The organism is Streptococcus sp. 714, assembly GCF_013277115.1.
Classification (GTDB): Bacteria; Bacillota; Bacilli; order Lactobacillales; family Streptococcaceae; genus Streptococcus.
Map to the genome: position 1 here is coordinate 1 of NZ_VMMH01000004.1, position 21,248 is coordinate 21,248.

The following is a 21,248-nucleotide window of genomic DNA, read 5'->3' on the forward strand; positions in this document are numbered from 1 at the left end:
TCACTGGGGTGAAATCTTTAGGCTGCGCTGTAACTATTTTTGGATCTGATGGTCTACTATCACCTTTCGTAGCTGTTGCTGTTACCTGACTTCTATCTTTAACACCTTCAGCTGGAATTAACAACGTTCCTGTTCTTGGATCAACAGTTACTCCGGCTGGCTTATCTGGTGATGACCATGTTCCATTTTCAGATTTAACTACTGTTACTACTTTAGAGTTTTGTTGTTCATCTGTGTAATTAACAATTATTTTATCAGCATCACCTGTTGGTGTTACTGTAACTGTTCCATCACTTGGTGCTGTTGCTGTTGGTGGTGTTGGTTTTGAATCTCGTACTTTGTATACTCTTGAACCCTCTAGTGTATCTGTACTATTGTCATTATAAGTTACTATAACATTATTTCCACTTACTGTTACAGATTTAATCTTATCACTAAATGTTGGATTTGCTTGTTTTACTGCTTCTTGAATTTTTGCAGCATCTGCATTATCTAATAGAACTGGTGTTCCTGGAGCTTGTGCATCATATTTCGATGTCTGTGATTTCCACACAAATTTAACGCGTCCTAGTGCGCCAGTATCATCCGCATGACCTACGTGATCATAGTTTGTATTTCCACTTGGATCTTCAGCAAATACATAGCGAGTAATTGATTTTTCACCTGTAAATGGCTGATTATTAAGATTTCCACTTACTGTAATTGTTGCTGGTTGGTTTTCTGAAGTTGGTGTATCTGTGTGGATTTTAGTCGCTGTCAGGTATAATCCACTACTATTTCCTCCACCTAAATAGCTATTATCCTCTGTTCCTAATCCTCTTCTATCATTAGCTGCAAATGCAAGATATGATTTAGATATTTTTCCTGAGTTATCTTTTACTTTGATTGTAATGTTATTTGTTTCCCCAGAATAAACATAAATCTCTTGTCTAGCTGGATTGTCATAAGGAATTTCAACTGTTGGTCTAATCTTATCGTTTGATTCAACTAACTTATCTCCAGATATTTGATGAGATATCCTTGATTTAGGATCAGTTACAGTAGCAGTACCATTACTTGATACTTGCACTTCTTTACCAGGGTTAGCATCTGAAACTTTTTTCTTAACCTGATTAACCTCATCCGGTGTTAAAGACGTTACTTTTGTAACAGGTGTCTTAGAAGGAACTTTTGGTGTGAAATCTTGGAAAGTAGCAACTTTAGCATCACTTGGTTGTGAGATATTTCCTGCTTCATCTGTTGCTTTAGCTGTAACATTACCTTTAGGAATTTCCTTAGTCGGATTGATAACCGCTTTACCATTTGCGTTCGCTACACCTCGTCCTAGTTCTTGACCTCCATGATCATATACAACAACAGATGCACCTGGTTCTGTATCTACTTCAATTTGAGTTCTAGTTCCAGCTTTATCCGTCAAGTTAGTTGGAATCGTTGGTTTACCTGGAGCTACATTATCTAGAACAACATTATCAGATGTTTTTGCAACACCTTTTTGCACAGATCCTCTACCTTGGTGATTGTAAGTAATATCTCCGTTACTTCCTACAGTTACTTCTGACTTATTGATACCTGGATTTGCTTTTTCATAGGCTGTTTTAACTCTCTCTTTATCTTCTGAAGTTAAACGATTAATATCTTTTACAGGTACTTTCTCTCCTTTATTTGCTAGTACATATTGACTAACCTCTTGAGATGACCTTATTCCTGAAGCTACCGTAATATCTTTATTTTCTGCAGTAGCTTGAATTCTATCTAGGGTTTCAAAGCTTGTACCTGAAGGTAATTCAAAGGTTACACTTCCATTTGCATTTGGTGAAATTCGTACATTCGCTGCATTTTCTAACGTCTTATAACGTCCAGAGCCTTCCTTTTCAATTTTAACTTTTTTCCCTTGAATAACCGCAGAGATAATATCTGTTCTGCCTTGTGGAGTAATAGTTACACTTGTTGATCCATGACTAGGTTGCTGAATAGTCAAAGCTTGCGGTGCAGGTACTGTTGCTTGTTTTGGAGCACTTGCATCTGTTGTATTATCACGATTATCAGTTGCTTTTGCTGTTACATTTCCATTTGGAATCGGTCTTGTAGGATTAATAGTAACTCGACCATTTCCATTTGCCGTACCTTCTCCCAATTCATGCCCAGAGTGATCATAAAGTTTTACTTTAGAACCTGGATCTGCTGATACAGTTATAGGTGTTTGTGTATCTGCCTTATCGATTAAGGATGTTTCTATTACTGGGCGTTTTTGAATCGTATATGATGAAGCTACTTTGTCCACTGAATTATCAGGATAAGTGATAGTAACATTCCCTTTTTCATCTACTGAATAAGTAGCCTGATCTAATAATGCTCTGTATGCTGCATCTGTATATGCTCTATTGTTTTTCTCTTTAATCGCCGCAATAATTTTCTCTTTTTCTGGAGCACTTACAGAATTTGGATTTTCTACTGTAATTTTTTTATCAATAGAAATATCATATTTTTTCGCTACCTCCAGAACGGTAACTTTTGTACTAACTTGACCAACTTCACCTCTGTTATATCGACTTAAACTAGCTGTTGTAGTTTTACTTTGAGCAACTAAAGTCACTATTGTATCGCCTAAGGGTTGCTCTGTAGAAATAATACCTTTAGAAAGTCCAGTTACCTGTGTATACTCTTTCCCTCCTGCAGTACTTAAATAATTATGTGATATAGCTCCTTTTATTGGGAATTTTGTTGCCAAATCTTGTGCTGTATTTACTCCTGCAGGTTTAAATGATTCTAAATATCTAGCATGAGCTGCACTTCTGATTTCTATTTCATCCCCACGATAAGCAACAATCCATTCTTTATCAACCCCAACAGTAACTCGACCATTAGTAATCTGTCTATTACCACCATGTCCCACTTGCGTTCTCGTAACTGTAACAGGATCACTTTTGGCTGATTCTTTTCCTCCAGCCGGTGTTGAAGTCGCTCTAATTTGCCCTTCAGGTAAACTATTTCGAGGATGTACTGTTGCATAGCCATCATTTCCTGCTATTGCTTCTCCTATTAGTACATCGTTATTATCATACAGTTTAACAGTAGAGCCTACTGGGGCTTTTACTCTTACATCCGCAGGTATACTTGCTTTGCCTGTTAAGTCACTTTCGATATGGGCACCAGATGTTAATGGAGCCTCTACTACATTGACAGGTTTCCATCCCTCAAGACTTCCATAACCGCCTTCTTTCATATTTGAAATAACAGAAGTTTGAGATCCTACCCTCATATCACTATTCAATCGCAAATTAATGATAGAATAGAACTTATTACTTGTATTATCTACTGAAGTAACAGTTGCTAGATTACTTTGAAGAGATTGCCATTGCTGATTAATCGCAGTACGTCTAATCGCAACTTGATGCTCTTGATTATTCGTATCTCTATACTTCAAATACGCCATCCCTGCATCATGTGGTACATATAGCTTAAGATCGCGTTGATTTGAAACCAATTCATTGGTGTGTCCCGGCGAATAAGCAAGCCATGAACGCCCTAATGAAATATCTACGTTAGTCGGTTCACTTTCATTTCCTCCAACAGTTTGAGTTACTGTTATACTATCTTTCGGTACAAGTTGATTACCAGTATCTGATATATTACTATTTAAACCAGCATCTAGTGAAACAACCCAACGTCCACTTCCATTAACTTTTGTTGTCTTAAATGTATTTCCATTTTTCTTAACAGAAATAATCGCTCCTGGTTTCCCAGTTCCTGATAATTGATTATCTGTGGATGGTATCGTCTGCATACGAATCGTACTGTTAGTTTGAGTGTAGGGATGATCCACTTTTGGAGCTTCTGCAGCATTAACCTTTATCCCCACTGCCGGAAAATCTGAAGTTCTATTATCAATTAAAGTATGATTAACACCATTTAAAACATTATCTTCTAGAGTTAGTCTAACGATAGCTGTCCCAAATCGTAAAAATAGATTATGGTTTTTACCTCTAGTTACAATCTCATATACTAATGTATCCGGCACTCCACTACCGGTTTGATAAAATTCAGTAAATATTCTAGAGTTTTTCATATTTGATGGAAGATCCGCACGTCTAGATTTATTAACATATCCAGATTCTATTACACCTCCACCATCTGCACCTCGTTTTGCAACTGAAATACTCTCGATACTGTCACTTGAAGCTGCTACTATACCTGCAGCTTGGTGATGACGATGTATTGGTTCTACAGTAGCTCTCCAAACTGTTTTATCTCCATCAATACTATAAGTTAAACTTCTAAACTGTCTTACACCCACCCCTGTAATCTCACCTTGAGATAAAGTTCCATCTACAGAGCGATCAATAGATCTACTAGCATAGTTTGCTATTCTAAATCCAGAATAACCTTTTTTCTTCTTATCAAGAACATCCTCTGTCGCCTCATCTACAAGATTACTTTTCGTATCTATCGGCAACAGTTTATTATCTTTGTTTGGCAGTTCTAGACTATTAGCTTCCTTATCTACCTTGTTTAAGCTTCTATCGGAAGCTGTCACAGTAGGTTTTGAGCTATCTCTAGAAGTTTCTTCTTTACGAACTTCAGTAGCAGCCTCATTCGTGCTCTTATCTTCTAGTAAAGAATCCTTAGCATTGCTACTTTCAGCCTGATTAGCAGTCTCGTCTACCGCTTCAGCAGAAGGCACCTTACTCTCTTCTTTCCGCTCAGGTTGACTAGCACTACTTTCTTGCTCTTTTAATGTTTCTATCAGCTTTCTAATTTTTAGAATATGTTGATCAATATCCTCTGATTTAGCATCCTTATCAGAAAGCAAACGTTTGCTTTCATCAGTAAGCTGAAGAAGCTGATTAGACAATGGAGCAAGTTTACTTTCTTTTACCTTAACTACAATATCTTTAAGCTCATCCATCACTTGAAGAAGGGCTGATTTATCAACAACTTTTGTAGTTTTTTCTTCCAAATTCCTTTCAGCAAGCTCTTGACTATTTGGCAAGGGTTCTTCCTTAGCCCTACTCCTACCCTCATCATTTAGGGTCTTCTCAGTCGCTGCTGTATCAGGGGATACAGATAGACTATCTGCTCTAGCTACTCCATTTGCAAAAAACAAGAGGGCAGCTATAGCTACACTAGCAGCACCAAAATGGTACTTTCTAATCGAATAGCGAAAAACTTTTTCACCATTCCTATTATTCTTATGTCCAAACATAAATTTTTCCTTTCTATTTTTAAAATGACATAACTATATATAGTTTATCGCAATAAGTTGATATAGTAAAGTGATATCTGTAATAAATAATTAACAACTATAGAGTATTTTTATAACGAAGCAGTTCCTAGAATAGTAAGATTTTCGTTGAAAAAAGAGCGATTAATACATGACAAAAAATCTTTAAACTATTGATTCCTGTATGGATAAAATAAGTTCCACCGCTTGCATATATATATATATATATGCAAACGGTGGAACTACCCTCTATGTATGAATTTGTATATTTACTAATTAGGACTAAACTATAAAATTTTAGTAGCTTGATTTTTACAAAAATAGCAATTATCCTTATTAAAGAAATATCAGAAAATTTAATATAAAAACATCAAATGCATCAAATCAATTTATGACAAACACACCTTATATTCATGTAGATTACAGCATACTATAGACGATAAAACCTCAATTCAAGAAAAAATAAAAAAACTTCTCATCTATAACACTCATCTAACTGAAGCGCATAAAAGACATATTGTAATCGATCTTTATAGCTGATACTCAATGAAAATAGAAGAGTATGAGCAATATGAAAACACTATATCATATTTAAGTCGCAATAGTATAACACGACTTCTAAAACATTGTTAGGAATTATTTTGGACAATCCTAGACTCAATTCATTATCTTCCAATCTACTATAATAAACTTATGCTCAATGAAAATCAAAGANNTTTGAAGAGATTTTCGAAGAATATTAGTAATCTACAAAAGACTAAATGTAAGTACTCCAGTCTTTAGAACAACATAAAAAGGTTGCCCAAACGGACAACCTTTCTGTACCATTAATATAAATCTAAATAGTTATCAATTTCCCATTGTGAAACGAAGGTTGCATAACTTGCCCATTCGATTCGTTTGGCTTCAAGGAAACTAGTATAGATATGTTCTCCAAGAGCCGCTCTGACAACTTCATCTTCAGTCAAAGCCTTCAAAGCGTTGTGAAGGGTTGATGGAAGGTCTGTAATGCCAGCTTCCTTACGCTCTTCTGCTGTCATAATGTAGATATTTTCTTCGATAGGAGCTGGTGCTTCGATTTTGTTTTCAATACCATGCAAACCAACTTCCAAAAGAACCGCCATAGCGATGTATGGGTTTGCCATCGGATCCACTGAACGTAACTCAAGACGAGTTCCCATGCCACGTGAAGCAGGTACGCGCACAAGTGGCGAACGGTTACGACCAGCCCAAGCAATGTAAACAGGCGCTTCATAACCTGGAACCAAACGTTTGTATGAGTTAACGGTTGGATTCATGATGGCAGTATAGTTGTAAGCATGCTTGATCAAACCGCCAAGGAAATGATAGGCCGTTTCTGACAACTGCATTCCTTTTGGATCATTTGGATCAAAGAAGGCATTGTTTCCTTCTGCATCAAACAGGGACATATTACAGTGCATACCTGACCCAGCAATACCAAATTTTGGTTTGGCCATAAAGGTTGCATAAAGCCCGTGTTTGCGAGCAATGGTTTTAACAACAAGTTTAAAGATTTGAATCTTATCACAAGCACGGAGAACTTCATCGTACTTGAAGTCAATTTCATGCTGTCCAACCGCAACCTCGTGGTGACTCGCTTCTACTTCAAATCCCATTTTAGTCAAGACATTGACAATCTCACGGCGTGTATTGTCCGCAAGGTCAGTAGGCGCCAAATCAAAGTAGCCACCCTTGTCATTTACTTCAAGTGTTGGGTCACCATTTTCATCTAGTTTAAATAAGAAGAATTCTGGCTCTGGACCAAGGTTGAAGGATTTGAATCCTACTTCTTCCATGTGACGAAGAGCACGTTTCAAATTGCCACGAGGGTCACCTGCAAATGGTTCACCTTCTGTTGTGTAGACATCACAGATCAAACCTGCAACACTTCCATTTTCATCTCCCCACGGGAAGACTGTCCATGTATCCAAGTCTGGGTACAAGTACATATCTGACTCATTGATACGTACAAAACCTTCAATAGAAGATCCATCAAACATAGCCTTATTTGACAAGACCTTATCTAATTGTTCATCTGTAGCAGGAATTTCGACGTTTTTCATGGTTCCCAAAATATCTGAGAACATGAGACGGATAAAGGTAACATTTTTTTCCTTGACTTCACGACGAATATCTGCAGCTTTGATTGGCATGAGTTTTCTCCTTAATCTATGACTACTTGCGGTTGTCTAACCGCGACCAAAAGGTGATCGTACTGAAGCAAAACGCCCCTGTTGGAGAAGTTCATTGTGAAGTGCACGACGCACCTCAGTCTGACTCACCACTTTCTTGGACTTCGCTTCACGTTCAGCATATTTTTTCTTAATAGCAGCGATATTATAACCTTCTGAGATATAATCTTTGATTTCAAGCAGACGATCCATGTCATTCAAGGAATACATGCGACGATTCCCTTCATTTCGATCAGGTTTAATCAACTCTTGATCTTCATAATAACGAATCTGACGAGCCGATAGATCAGTCAACTTCATAACACTGCCAATAGGAAAAACAGCCATGTTTCGGCGAAATTCTTTTTCCTTCATTTACAATTTCCTTCTTTCTGTCTATTATAGTCTAAAAAAAGACAAACGTCAATTGATAATGTTATAAAATGTAACATTATTTTTCTTTTTTCTCTAAAAGGAGTCGAATACGATCAATATCGTAATTTACGAGAATTGCAACAAAAACTCCCATAAACGTTTCTGATACACGCGCAAACACGTACAAAATCGTTTCTCCAGTAGGAATCGATAGGGTAATGATTAACATGGCTGCTACACCACCAATAACACCTGCTTTGTTATTCATAGCTACATTTGTCATAATGGTTAACATGGTGCAGATAGGAACAACAACCAAGGTTACCCAAAAAGCTTCATGGAAAAAGCCATTTAATAGGAAGAAAACCAGGGCGTAAAGACCTCCAATACTATTTCCTAGAATACGCGAAGTCCCAAAATGAACACTCTTATCAAAGCTCTCCCTCAAGCTAAAAACGGCTGTCAAAGCACCAATTTGAAGACCTTTCCAACCAAAAAAGCCAAAAATCAAGAGAACTAGAAAAACAGCAATACCTGTTTTAAAGGTTCGCATACCAAGTTTGAACTGGGATTTATCGAATTTATATTTTTTAAAATAACTCATAATCTCAACTTTCTATTTCCATTTTATCATAAATTAGGTGATTTTATGAGCAATAGTTGAGAGGAAGCGTTTTTATTTTCAGTAAAAGAAAAGAGGAACTTTCATTCCCCTCTTCCTTGATTCATTTAGTTAATCTTATTTTTCTGTCAAGGCTGCAAGTCCTGGAAGAACTTTACCTTCAAGAAGTTCCATTGATGCTCCACCACCTGTAGAAATCCATGAGAACTTGTCTGCGCGACCAAGGTTGATTGCTGCGGCAGCTGAGTCACCACCACCGATGATTGATTTAACACCTGGTTGTTTCACGATAGCGTCCATCACACCGATTGTTCCAGCTTGGAAGTCTGGGTTTTCAAATACACCCATAGGTCCGTTCCATACAACTGTTTTAGCACCAGTCAAAGCTTCGTCAAATTTAGAGATAGATTTTGGACCGATGTCAAGACCAAGGAAGCCTTCAGAAACTGCTTCACCTTCAGTGTCACGCACTTCAGTGTAGCCAGCAAATGCGTTTGCTTCTTTTGAGTCAACTGGCAAGATCAATTTACCGTTTGCTTTTTCAAGAAGAGCTTTCGCAACATCCAATTTGTCTTCTTCTACAAGTGAGTTACCGATTTCGATACCTTGTGCTTTGTAGAATGTGTAAGTCATACCACCACCGATAAGGACTTTATCAGCTTTTTCAAGCAAGTTTTCGATAACACCGATCTTGTCTGAAACTTTTGAACCACCAAGGATAGCTACGAATGGACGTTCTGGAGTTTCAACTGCTTCTTGGATGTAGGCAATTTCGTTTTCAAGAAGGAAACCAGCAACTGCTTTTTCAACGTTTGCTGAGATACCAACGTTAGATGCGTGTGCACGGTGAGCTGTACCAAATGCATCGTTTACGAAGATACCATCTCCAAGTGATGCCCAGTATTTACCAAGTTCAGGATCGTTTTTAGATTCTTTCTTGCCGTCAACATCTTCGTAACGAGTGTTTTCAACCAAAAGAACTTGTCCATCTTCAAGAGCGTTGATTGCTTCTTCCAATTCAGCACCACGAGTAACACCTGGGAAAACAACGTCTTGACCCAATTTAGCAGCCAAGTCAGCAGCTACAGGAGCAAGTGATTTACCAGCTTTATCAGCTTCTTCTTTCACACGTCCAAGGTGAGAGAAAAGAATTGCACGTCCACCTTGTTCGATGATGTACTTAATAGTTGGAAGAGCTGCTGTGATACGGTTGTCGTTAGTGATTACGCCATCTTTCAATGGTACGTTGAAGTCAACACGAACGAGGACTTTTTTACCTTTCAAGTCAACGTCTTTAACAGTAAGTTTTGCCATGTTACAAAAACCCCTTTATTTATTTTATTCGAAACTATTATATCACACTTTGGAAATATAAGGAAAGATTTCACAAGATTTTTCGATATTTAATCTTCCTCTTCTTTTTTCTGTTTCAATGTCAAGGCTAAACTAGCAAGACCAAGGCTGGCCAATCCTGCTATTAGGGCTTCATTGGCATCAGCAGTTCCTGTATTTGGCAATTGGGTGCCTGCTTCTTCTGATTTAACTGCTGTATTTTGGGCTGGTTTTTCTTGTGTAGGCGCTACTGCTGGTTCAGTTTTTACTTTTGTTCCAATTTCAACAATTTCTGGAATCGCCTCTTGGATGACCTCTGTTGAACGAATACGACGCTGACCGTTTTCATCAACTTCAAAGACATGTCTTAACAGACCATCTCGTCCCTGTATGATGACTCGTTGTTCCCCAACTAGCAACTCAGCATTTTCATGTTCTTGACGGTCAAATGCAATCTTTTCCTCTTGAACTTCCAATTTAGGAGCCTTTTGTTGGTCAGACACTGGTTGATTAGAAGGTTTTGGAAGGTCTGTGTTTTGTGGTGCAGGATTTGCAGGGATGAGACCAGTACCTACTTCCACGATTTCAGGACTCGCTTCTTTCAAAACTTCTGTAGCGCGAAGCGTACGATTGCCTTGACTATCTACTTCAATCAAGCGACGGATTTGTCCCTCAACTCCTGCTTGGACAAGTTGACGCTGACCTTTGAGAAGACCTGCAGTTAGAAGTTCTTGGTGTTCGAAGGCAATACTTGTCTCTTCAACTTCTAATTTCGGAGTATTCACAACCAAATTCTTGACACCTTCAGTTGGTTCCTTACTTGAAAGAACTTTTGTTCCAATCTCAGTAATTTCTGGAACAGCTTCTTTAACTACCTCTGTTAAACGAAGAGTGCGTTTCCCTTGGCTATCTACTTCAATCAAGTGACGAATTTGTCCCTCAACTCCCTCTTGAACTAGTTGATGTTGACCTTTAAGAAGGCTTGCATTTGGGCGCTCTTGACGTTCGAAGGCTATTGTTTCAGTTTCCACAACTAGTCCAGAGAGGGCTTCAACTGTTGGGGCTACTTCATTTGGATCCTGGCTACCAACGTGATGGCTTTCTGCTGCAGGAGCTAGTTTCTTATTCAGCTGTTCTTTCATGTCCGCAAAAGCTTGTGGAGTTGGTGCTTGTGAGACCAACAAAGCCTCTGCTTGCGCAATTAGTTCTGATTTAGGATATTTTTCGCGGATGGATTCGAGTAAACTTTCTAATTCTTTCCTAGCAGCCTCATAACGCTGATTACCATCCAAGTTTGCGCCTGCTTGTTTCAATTCATTCAAAGCCTGATTAACATCTTCCTGACTGGCACCATGATTTTCTGCAACAGCTTTCGCTCCATTAAGTTTCTCTAGTAGCGTCGCTTGTTTGTCCTCACTAGAGAAGGTGTAAACAACCGTTGACTGACGACCTTGGACAGCAGTAATTTCTTGTTTGAGGTACTCATCGTTTAGTGCTGCTTTTGGAGATACCAAAACATCAAAGTTAACTTCATGACCTTGGTAACGAAGCTTCAAGGTTTGACGACCAGTCTTTTGAGCATCGTAACCAGAAATTTCAACTCCCTCATCAGTAAAGGAATGTTCTTCCATGGTGTCATTGCTATAAGCCACTGCAAAGCGTCCTTCAGACAAGTCTAAGCTATCACCAACTAGGTAATCTTTTTTCGGTTCCTGACTTACTTCAATTCCCAAAATAGTTTTCGGACTTGCTTCATCCTGGCTAGTGACAGTCACTGATAAATTAGCATGTACCGGTTGCCCCAAATATTGTAAAGTAAGATTTTGTTCTCCCTTATAATGCGTATCAAAACCTGATACTGACACACCTGCGTGAGTTAGGCGAATGAGTTCGTCCTCAGCTCCTCCTTCATACTGAACTCGAAGAACACCACCTCTAAGATCCAAATCTTCTCCTTCAGCATAACTTGTTTTCTTAGGTCCTGTTTCTAGGCTGACTGACTTGATTTTTCTGTCATCTTTTGGAACGGAAACTGCTAGAATATTACTAATTTCCTTGCCTGGCAACTGGGTACGATAGTAAAGAAGACCAGATTGATTTGTCAAATCCAATGGTGAACTTGCTAGGTCTCCTCCAACTTCGCTCTTCAAGGTTGCAAGCGGAGTTTGAGAATTTGGATTATCATAAACGGTAATGGTTGCTCCAGCTGGTACATCCGCAAAGCCAACTTGTACCTTGTTATTGCCTAGAGAACGGGCTGCAGCCTTGGCCATCGGAATATTGACACTCTCAGTATCAAGCTTTTCATACATTTTCCAGTTATAGATACGAATAGCCTTCCATGGAGTTCCATTGTCAGAAGTGACAACATTCAAGCGCCAATCTTGAGCTGTGATTGGTTTATCAAGGGTAATATCTGTAACATGGGCTTTATTGCCACGAACTTCCTTAGCCAACTTCCATTGACCATCCGCATCTTTATAATAGAGGTCAAAGTCTTTGGTGTTCATCAAACCGTCGTTTACAGATTCTCCACCAGCTCCAGCATGGTCCATCACCCATCTAACAACTGTACGTGGCTGGGTCAAACGAATATCCACACTACCACTTAACTGCCCAGAAGACCACTTGTCAGACAGACTGGTAATGGTACCATTCAACATACCTTCAATACCTTCTCCACCTTCAGTCTTAGGGAAAGTACTATCAATAACTGTTGCACCTGGAACGATATTTTCAGCTAGTGGTTTTGGTAGGCTGGTATCTTTTACAGTCATGCCCCAATCAAAGGTTGTAGTTGCAGCTTCTGAACGAACCCCATTTTTACCAACTGCTACAACCTTCAGTTCTTGAGTTGTACCTTGAGCACTTGCTGAGCGGCTAACTTTTGGTAGATAAATAGTTGTAGAAGATGAGCCAGTTAGTAATTTCCAGCTGTCTCCATCTTTTTCATAAACTTCATAGAAATCTGCATCCTTGTTGCCTTTAAATTGCACAACTGCTTCCGCTTCTTGGGCATTTTTTAGGACTTGTTTGGCTACAGCTACTGTGGTTGGTGCCTGAGGAGCATCTTGATTATTGCTGATGGTCAATTGCCCCAGGTTAAATTGATAGCCTTTTAAGTCTTTATCATTTTCAAAATAGAGTTTAATACCATAAATTGTTTTACCTGCCAAGGCACTCAAATCAAAATCATCGGTAGTCCAGTTATCTGAAACTGTCAACTCTTTACGGGCAGCTTCATCACCGTAGGTATAATCTTTCTTAGTTGCAAATTCTACATAAACCTTGGTACCCTTGCCTCCTTTGTGGGCAACATGCAATTTGGTTGTATCTGTCACCTTCAAGCGAGTAGAGTACAAATTCACATCTTGCTTGGTCGCACCTGAAAGATCCCCTGCAAATTTGAGAGAAGTTCCACCATTATAGGCATCTTCAAAATCATAGCTTGCTTTCAACTTATCACCAGTTGATTTTTGCCACCAGCGCCATGTCGGAAGAACACCTGAAACTGAACGGTAATTCCACTCAGAATCCTTAGAAACCTTACCATCTACGAACCATTTTCTACCATGACCTGTATTAAAGGAAGTAGTAAAGGTATGACCTACTGCTGGCGTACGGTCTGCAACTAGGTTAGCAATACCATACCAATCTTTATCACCTGGTTTTTGACCAGTAGGGTCCCCTTGGTAACCTGTAAAGAAGATATCTTCATTTTTATGGTAATCTTCACCCGTTTTTCCTAAACTTGTAATGGTATCTGGGGCGAACAAACCAAGAGAAAGACGCAATTTCCCATTTTCATCTAAAATGTCATTCCACTTAACCTTGGTCTTGTAGGAACCACCCTGTTGCAATTCCAAACCTGCAAATACATCATAAGGATTACGACCAATCCAGTTGGCAGTTGCAATAGTGTAATCATTCTTAGCCTTATCCCAGTTAAAGTTAGCAAAGAAGTTGTCTGCTGGAACCTTATCTCCTTCTGGTTGCATGAATTGGTAGTTGTATTCTCCCAAACCATCTTGGTGGTAACGCCCATAGTTATAGGTCATAGCATCGTACCAAGAATACTTGATTGGGTGGTTTACTTTAGCAGCATATTCCTTGGTATAGAGCATGAACTGGCGCATCTTTTCTCCAAGAGGTTCAACCAAATTCCCAGTCGTTTCTTGGTTGATGAAATAGCCATCATAACCATAATACTTGGCCATGTCTACCAATTTACGGGCGATTGGGAAGCTACCATCTGCGTCTTGCTTCAAAACTTCAGCAAATTTTTCTTGGTCTGCGATACTATTTGACCAGTTGAAGAAGAGTGTACCATATACAGGAACCCCATTACGGTGACCTGCATCAATAACGTCAGGAGTTGGAACGAGACCTTCCCAGAAGACCATTGAATCTAAATATTGCCAATAGTCAAAAGCATAAGCCTTGAACTCTTCTCCACCAACAGAAGCGTGGTCTTTTGCCTTAGAATTCGTATTTGATAAGGCTTGTACTTTTGCTTCCTTGCTAGCTTTTTCATTGACCAAATGACCTGTCCGACGTGAAGCGAGGGCAACAGAGCCCCGGTTGATGGCATCATCTTCACGCGCTCCAGGTTCCCATTTCAACAAATCTTCCCAAGAATTAAATTTGATTTCCTTTGGTTTTAATGTTTTTTCTGTATTTTTAGGGACATCGGGCTGAACTTCTTTTTCAGCCTTATTAGCTTCTTCAGCTGGCTTAGACTCATCCCCTTGGCTAGCTGCTTCAGGTTTTGCTTCTGTTTCCTTTTCAGACTTAGGTTTTGCTTCTGAAGATGGTGTTTCTGCAACCACCTCACTTGCTTTTTCCTCTGGTTTAGCTGCGCTAGCTGCTTCTGCAGTTTCAGTAGTTGCAGCTTCATTGCTTGCTGGCGAAGCAGTTTCAGATGCTGTCGCTACTCCTTCTGCCTTTTCTGGCTTATTTTCTCTAGCATGTTCTCCTTCATGCTGCTTGTCAGCTTCATTAGTTGGATGCTCACTCTCTCCTGAAACAAGCTCTGTATTGGCTCCGCTATTTTCAGGAACAGCCGTTTCTTCTGCCAAGGCTGGACCAGCAAACAAAACAGCCCCAATCATTAGCGAGCAAGCCCCTACTGATAACTTACGAATACTGTACCGACAACGTCTTTCAAAAAATGGATCCTTCATTTTCTCCTCCTAAAAGATTATTTTTTGTTTTTAAAGAAAGCGCTTAACTTTCTGGATAAAATTTTTTATCCCAATCACAGGGACCAAGATAATTCCTCCCTCATTTTAAAATATTTCTTTTAAATGTCAATATATCAGAGGAAATACCTATATCTAGGTTAAAAATTGGTAAAATTAATATAACTACAGTCTTTCCTAACGAATTTTCTTTCTAAAATCTTAGCTTAACACTTGTTAGATTTACTTTTATCCTTTAAAATAGAATAGGAGAAATTCCGTTATTATTTTTCGGAGGAAAAAGAAATGTCCATTAATTGGCAGGAAATTTTATTTCACTTTTTAGGTGGTCTGGGACTATTCTTATATAGTATCAAGACCATGGGAGACGGTTTGCAACAGGCTGCTGGAGATCGCCTTCGTTTTTACATTGACAAGTACACTAGCAATCCCTTTTTAGGTGTTCTAGTCGGAATTGTCGTGACTGCCCTGATTCAATCAAGTACAGGGGTTACAGTTATCACGGTTGGACTGGTCAGCGCTAGTCTTCTCACTCTTAGACAAGCTATCGGAATTATCATGGGAGCCAACATCGGAACCACCGTTACTTCCTTTATCATTGGTTTCAAGCTTGGTGAGTATGCTTTACCCCTAATTTTCCTTGGAACCATGTTCCTCTTCTTTACAAAAAACAGAACAGCAAACAATATTGGGCGCATCCTGTTTGGTGTAGGGGGAATCTTCTATGCCCTCAACCTCATCAGTGCCGGTATGAGTCCTCTTAAAGATTTACCGCAATTCAAGGAATATATGGTAACCTTGGGACAAAACCCTATTTTAGGAGTTTTCGCTGGTGCAGTGATTACCGTTCTCATCCAAGCTTCTTCTGCGACAATCGGGATTTTGCAAGGTCTCTATGCAGGTGGCTTCCTTGACCTTAAAGGTTCGCTACCAGTTCTCTTCGGGGATAATATCGGGACAACCCTAACCGTTATCATTGCGGCAGCAGGAGCCAATGTCTCTGCGAAACGCGTTGCTGCAACCCACGTCACCTTTAACGTATTAGGAACTATTCTTTGCTTAATCTTATTAGGCCCCTTCACTGCAATGATTGAGTACTTCCAAGCACTCCTTCACCTCTCACCTGAGATGACCATCGCCTTCTCGCACGGTGCCTTTAACGTAAGTAACACCATTGTACAATTTCCATTCATCGGAGCCTTGGCTTTCTTTGTAACCAAGCTCATCCCTGGTGAAGACGAAGTTGTCAAGTACGAGCCACTTTATCTTGATGAGCATTTGATTAAACAAGCTCCATCAATCGCTCTCGGAAATGCGAAAAAAGAACTCCTTCACTTGGGAAATTATGCTTCTAAAGCCTTTGACCTTTCATATAACTACATCATCGATCTCAATGAAAAGCTTGCTGAAAAAGGTCATAAGACAGAAGAAGCCATCAATACTATTGATGAAAAATTGACTCGTTACCTTATTACTCTTTCAAGCGAGGCCCTTAGCCAGAAAGAAAGTGAAGTGCTCACCAATATCCTTGATTCATCCCGCGATTTGGAACGGATTGGGGACCACGCAGAAGCGCTAATCAATCTAACTGATTACCTTCAACGTAAAAATGTTGAGTTCTCTGAAGCTGCTTTGCAGGAATTAGCTGATATCTATCAAAAAACCACTGGCTTTATCAAGGATGCCCTTGATAGCGTGGAAAACAATGATATTGAAAAAGCGCAAAGTCTGATTGAACGCCATAAAGAAATCAACAATATGGAACGTGTTCTCAGAAAGACCCACATCAAACGCCTCAACAAGGGCGAGTGTTCAACGCAAGCTGGGGTCAACTTTATCGACATTGTTTCCCACTACACTCGTGTGTCTGACCATGCTATGAATTTAGCTGAAAAGGTCATTGCTGAACAAATCTAAGAACCAAGAAGCTATCCTAAATGGGATGGCTTTTTCTTCTCCTTATCAAGAATAGCTTTTCTGCCATACAAAAAAATGCTTTGATCCACAATGGAATCAAAGCATTTTAAAGAGCTCTCCGTACATAAGCGCAGAAGCTGCAGTTCCTCTGTACTTGGATTCTTCTCTTTTAATAAAGCGAGCCAAGTTGAGCAACTCAGGTGCCGGATGTTTGGGATTTAGGAGCAATTCACGATTGACCAGGCCTGAGAGACGAACTGCCAGCAATTGCTCATTTGTAGTAGGCAGTTTTTTTGCAGTCTCTAAGAGAGCAGCAACTAAATCTTCACTCAAATCATGTCTAGCATGATTGTAAAGATCTTTTATAAGGCTTTCTAGGTTTGGTTCTACCATCCCTACCACCTCCCTTATGTTTAATAATGTTTAATCAAATCAACCGTTGAACGATCCAATTTCTTCACCAAGGCTTGCAAGAAAGCTTGCGCTTCTAGGAAGTCATCCATTGCATAGAGGGTTTGGTGAGAATGGATATAACGGGCACAGACACCGATAGTTGTAGATGGGACACCACCATTTTTCAGATGGGCTGCGCCAGCGTCTGTTCCACCTTTGCCGCAGTAGTATTGGTACTTGATACCTGCTTCTTCAGCTGTTGTCAAAAGGAAATCTTTCATGCCTGGGAGAAGCAAGTGACCTGGGTCGTAGAAACGAATCAAGGTTCCATCTCCAATCTTGCCTTGACCACCATAGACATCACCTGCTGGTGAACAGTCAACTGCGAGGAAGACTTCTGGGTCAAACTTGGTTGTAGATGTATGGGCACCACGAAGCCCAACTTCTTCTTGGACGTTAGAGCCAAGATAGAGTTCATTTCCGAGTTTTTTACCTGATAAAGCTTCAGCTAGCTCGCTTACCATGAGAACACCGTAGCGATTATCCCAAGCTTTTGAAATAATATTTTTTTCATTGGCTGTCAAGATAGCAGAACTATCTGGAACAATGGTGTCACCAGGACGGATGCCAAAACTTTCTGCCTCAGCCTTGTCCGCAAACCCACCATCAAAGACAATATCTGCAATGGCTGGCATGGTTGACCCACCCTTTCCACGAGTCAAGTGTGGAGGAACAGAGCCTGAAATCACTGGGATTTCACGACCATCACGAGTCAAGAGTTTGAAACGTTGGCTGCTGACTACCATAGGATTCCAACCACCGATTTCAACGACACGGAAGGTACCGTCTGGCTTAATCTCGCTGACCATAAAGCCAACTTCATCCATGTGAGAAGCGACTAGGACACGCGGTGCATCCGCAACTTCTGAATGCTTGATACCAAAAATACCACCCAAGCCATCTGTCACCACTTCATCCACATGCGGTGTCAACTTTTCACGAAGATAAGCACGGACAGGCGCTTCATGACCTGAGATCGCAGCAAGTTCTGTTACTTCTTTGATTTTTGAAAATAATGTTGTCATTTCAGTTCCTTCTTTCTTTCATCCATTTTACCACTTTTTATAGGAGAAGGATAGTGGGAAGGTAGATTTCTAAATTAGTATCTTAGTCTTACTGTGTCTTAGAAAAAATCGTATTCTCTACATGTGAGGTGAAATCTAAGAAACTTTCCAAGATTAACTAAATCATTAATTACCAAACAAAAAAACAATTTAATAATATATTCGTTCAGTTTTTTCACGAAATTCGCAGAAAATAGTTGACTTTCACTTCCTCTTTCTTTAAAATAGTACAAAAGTAGAAAAAGGAAAAAATCATGACCAAAACAATTCTTGTTACAGGTGGAGCTGGCTACATTGGCTCCCATACCGTTAAAGCTCTTTTAAATGCTGGCTATCAGGTGCATGTCCTCGATAATCTCTCTACAGGAAATCGTTCGGCCGTGGATAGTCGTGCTAGTTTTAAACAACTGGATGTTTATGATGCTAGTGCCCTAAAAACTTACTTAGAAGAAAATCAAATTGATGCTGTTCTGCATTGTGCAGGTGAAATTGTTGTGAGCGAAAGTATTGAAGACCCAAGCAAATACTTCACTGCCAATGTTGCTGGTATGAACCAAGTTCTCAAAGTCCTATCTGAAGTTGGCATTCAAAAAATCATGTTCTCTTCGACTGCATCTCTCTATGGTAATAACTGTATTGACAAGCCAGCGACTGAAGACACCCTTCTCGACCCTGTCAACCCTTATGCTGAGACAAAACTGATGGGTGAACGAATGATTTACTGGATGGCCAATCGCTACGACTGGAAATACGTCATTTTCCGTTACTTTAATGTAGCTGGGGCTGAAATGGATGCTTCAAACGGGTTGCGTGTGAAAAATCCAACCCACATCATTCCCAACATCAACAAGACTGCATTGGGACAAAATGAAAGCCTAAAAATATTTGGAGATGACTACGATACACGTGACGGTTCATGTATTCGGGATTACATTCATGTCTTAGACCTTGCACAAGCTCACGTTAAAGGGATGAATTACCTCTTTCAAGAAAACAGTTCTTCTCAAATCTTTAACCTAGGAACTGAAAAAGGCTATACCGTCAAAGAAATCTTTAAAACTGCTGAAGAATTGCTAGATCAAAAAATCCCACACGAGATTGTTGCGCGTCGTGCTGGTGACCCAGCTAGCGTCCTAGCAGATGCATCAAAAGCTAAACAATATCTTGATTGGAAGGCTAGCTACTCCCTCGAAGATATTATTTTATCAGACTATCATTGGCGGGTTAAAGAGGGGAAAAATATTTTGGAATAGGATAACAGAAACATCAATAATAAATAAAAACACAGATAGATGGCACTTAGTAAATACCAAGTATCATCTATCTGTGTTTTATACATTAGAATACAATCTTACTTTGAATTTCTTTTCAAAGTAAAGTGGTCTGGCACAGGGTCCTTACCCGTTTTAGACCAGGGGTGGCAACGTAAAATCCGCGCCAATCCCATCAAGACACCCTTAAAGCCATGTTTTTCAATAGCCTGAATCATGTAATTTGAACAAGTCGGCTCAAAGCGACAAGAGGGGGGAAAGGCTGGCGAGATAAAACGTTGGTAAAAGCGTACAGGCGCTATTAAAATGCGTTTCATTATTTCTTAGCTACAGCCATGGTGTGTAGTTGGCTGATTTCTTTTTTGTTAAGACGACGGGATTCACCCGGACGAAGACCTGTCAAGTCTAGGTGTCCGAAGCGAGTCCGAGACAACTTATCTACTTGGAGACCGACAGCTTCAAACATCTTTTTAACCTGGTGGTTACGCCCTTCATGGATAGTCAACTGCACCACAGAGCGGTTTTTAACTGGATCCACTTTGAGAATCTCGTAAACAGCTGGCTTGGTTTTCTTGCCATCAATCTCAAGTCCACGGGTCAAGGGGCGGAGATTATCCTTATTGGCCACACCTTTAACACGCGCGACATAAACCTTGTCAATCTCATTACGGGGGTGAATCATCTCATCCGTAAAATCCCCATCATTGGTCAAAATCAAGACACCTGATGTATCCCAGTCCAAACGTCCTACAGGGTAGATGCGCTCTTTCACGTTGGGCAAGAGGTCGACAACCGTCTTGCGGCCCTTGTCATCTGTCACACTGGAAATGACACCGCGTGGTTTGTTAAGCAGATAGTAGACCTTTTCTTCATTGTAGATAGGCTGGCCTTCCACTTCGACCTTGTCACCAGACTTGATGGTCGTTGCGAGTTCACGTACTACTTGGCCGTTAACCGTCACCAAACCTTGCTTGATCAACTCTTCTGCTTTTCTCCTACTGGCCACACCTGCATGGGCAATATACTTATTGATTCTCATCTTCTTCTATCCTTTCACCAAATAATTGGCTTTCTTGGGCTTGAATCTCAAGCTCATCAATCACTGGTAATTCTTCCAAATGGTTAATTCCCATATAATCTAAAAAATAATCCGTAGTCACATAGAGGTTGGGGCGCCCCAACACTTCTTTTTTCCCGTCTTCTTTAATCAAGTCAAAAGCCTGCAACTTTGCCAAGGCCCCACTCGAGTTGACCCCACGGATGGCATCAATCTCTATCCGTGTGATGGGTTGCTTGTAGGCAATGATGGACAAGGTCTCAAGGGCAGCCCGAGACAAGCTCTGGTTGATAGGCGCCTTGGAATATTCCTTCAAAACCTCTGAAAACTGAGGCTTGGTCACCAATCTATAAGCCCCACCTGTCTCAATCAGAGCCAAACTGGAATCTGGGTCATTTTCATACTTCTGGGCTAATTTTTCTAAACTCTGTTGGATGCCTGTCGGTGGCAGAGAGAGGAGTTCAGCTAACTGACGGACCCTAATCCCATCTTCACCCGCTACAAACAAGAGCGCTTCTATTTTTGCTAAAGTACTCATCTTTC

At 40.0% G+C, this 21,248-nt stretch carries 13 protein-coding genes; 2 read left to right on the forward strand and 11 right to left on the reverse strand.

Translation table 11 applies throughout. The features are described 5' to 3' along the window. The 6 genes from HT718_RS01705 to HT718_RS01730 form a co-directional block, all read right to left on the reverse strand. The coding region (locus HT718_RS01705) for an Ig-like domain-containing protein (RefSeq protein WP_173266851.1) at positions 1-5,203 on the reverse strand (5,203 nt) is incomplete at its 3' end. A gap of 845 nt (positions 5,204-6,048) precedes the next feature. Next, the gene (gene glnA / locus HT718_RS01710) at positions 6,049-7,395 is read right to left on the reverse strand and encodes a type I glutamate--ammonia ligase (RefSeq protein ID WP_049540996.1); all 1,347 of its coding nucleotides are present in this window, start codon (positions 7,393-7,395) and stop codon (positions 6,049-6,051) included. A 36-nt stretch (positions 7,396-7,431) separates the two neighbouring features. Further along, the gene (glnR, locus tag HT718_RS01715) at positions 7,432-7,788 is read right to left on the reverse strand and encodes a transcriptional repressor GlnR (protein WP_000659551.1); all 357 of its coding nucleotides are present in this window, start codon (positions 7,786-7,788) and stop codon (positions 7,432-7,434) included. Between the two features lie 76 nt (positions 7,789-7,864). Continuing rightward, entirely contained in the window at positions 7,865-8,392 is a 528-nt protein-coding gene (locus tag HT718_RS01720; RefSeq protein WP_033679685.1) for an aromatic acid exporter family protein, read from the reverse strand. A 135-nt stretch (positions 8,393-8,527) separates the two neighbouring features. Then, positions 8,528-9,724, reverse strand: a complete 1,197-nt coding sequence (locus HT718_RS01725; RefSeq protein WP_049535608.1) for a phosphoglycerate kinase — start codon at positions 9,722-9,724, stop codon at positions 8,528-8,530. An 89-nt stretch (positions 9,725-9,813) separates the two neighbouring features. Further along, positions 9,814-14,925, reverse strand: coding sequence for a bacterial Ig-like domain-containing protein (locus HT718_RS01730; RefSeq protein WP_173266854.1), 5,112 nt, complete (start codon positions 14,923-14,925; stop codon positions 9,814-9,816). Between the two features lie 303 nt (positions 14,926-15,228). On the opposite strand from HT718_RS01730, the gene HT718_RS01735 reads away from it, so the two are divergent. After that, complete coding sequence (locus HT718_RS01735) at positions 15,229-16,860, forward strand: Na/Pi cotransporter family protein (RefSeq protein ID WP_020901113.1); 1,632 nt, start codon at positions 15,229-15,231, stop codon at positions 16,858-16,860. A 96-nt stretch (positions 16,861-16,956) separates the two neighbouring features. Here HT718_RS01735 and HT718_RS01740 read toward each other — a convergent pair whose 3' ends face one another. Both HT718_RS01740 and pepA read right to left on the reverse strand, forming a co-directional pair. Further along, a complete protein-coding gene (locus tag HT718_RS01740; protein ID WP_049541001.1) occupies positions 16,957-17,253 on the reverse strand; it encodes an enterocin immunity protein in 297 nt (98 codons plus the stop codon). Positions 17,254-17,273: 20 nt separating this feature from the next. Beyond that, positions 17,274-18,338 carry a glutamyl aminopeptidase gene (gene pepA / locus HT718_RS01745; RefSeq protein ID WP_173266857.1) on the reverse strand — a complete coding sequence of 355 codons (1,065 nt, stop codon included), beginning with the start codon at positions 18,336-18,338 and terminating at the stop codon, positions 17,274-17,276. A 293-nt stretch (positions 18,339-18,631) separates the two neighbouring features. On the opposite strand from pepA, the gene galE reads away from it, so the two are divergent. Beyond that, on the forward strand, positions 18,632-19,630 hold the full coding sequence (gene galE / locus HT718_RS01750) for a UDP-glucose 4-epimerase GalE (RefSeq protein WP_173266859.1): 999 nt from the start codon (positions 18,632-18,634) through the stop codon (positions 19,628-19,630). 98 nt (positions 19,631-19,728) lie between these two features. On the opposite strand, the gene yidD is transcribed toward galE, so the two are convergent. The 3 genes from yidD to scpB are packed head-to-tail and all read right to left on the reverse strand — an operon-like array spanning position 19,729 to position 21,243. Beyond that, complete coding sequence (gene yidD, locus HT718_RS01755) at positions 19,729-19,965, reverse strand: membrane protein insertion efficiency factor YidD (RefSeq protein ID WP_004245573.1); 237 nt, start codon at positions 19,963-19,965, stop codon at positions 19,729-19,731. Further along, positions 19,965-20,687, reverse strand: coding sequence for a pseudouridine synthase (locus tag HT718_RS01760; RefSeq protein WP_173266861.1), 723 nt, complete (start codon positions 20,685-20,687; stop codon positions 19,965-19,967). Before HT718_RS01760 ends, yidD begins: the two co-directional genes overlap by 1 nt. Next, on the reverse strand, positions 20,674-21,243 hold the full coding sequence (gene scpB, locus HT718_RS01765) for an SMC-Scp complex subunit ScpB (protein WP_173266863.1): 570 nt from the start codon (positions 21,241-21,243) through the stop codon (positions 20,674-20,676). Before scpB ends, HT718_RS01760 begins: the two co-directional genes overlap by 14 nt. Positions 21,244-21,248: the final 5 nt, after the last annotated feature.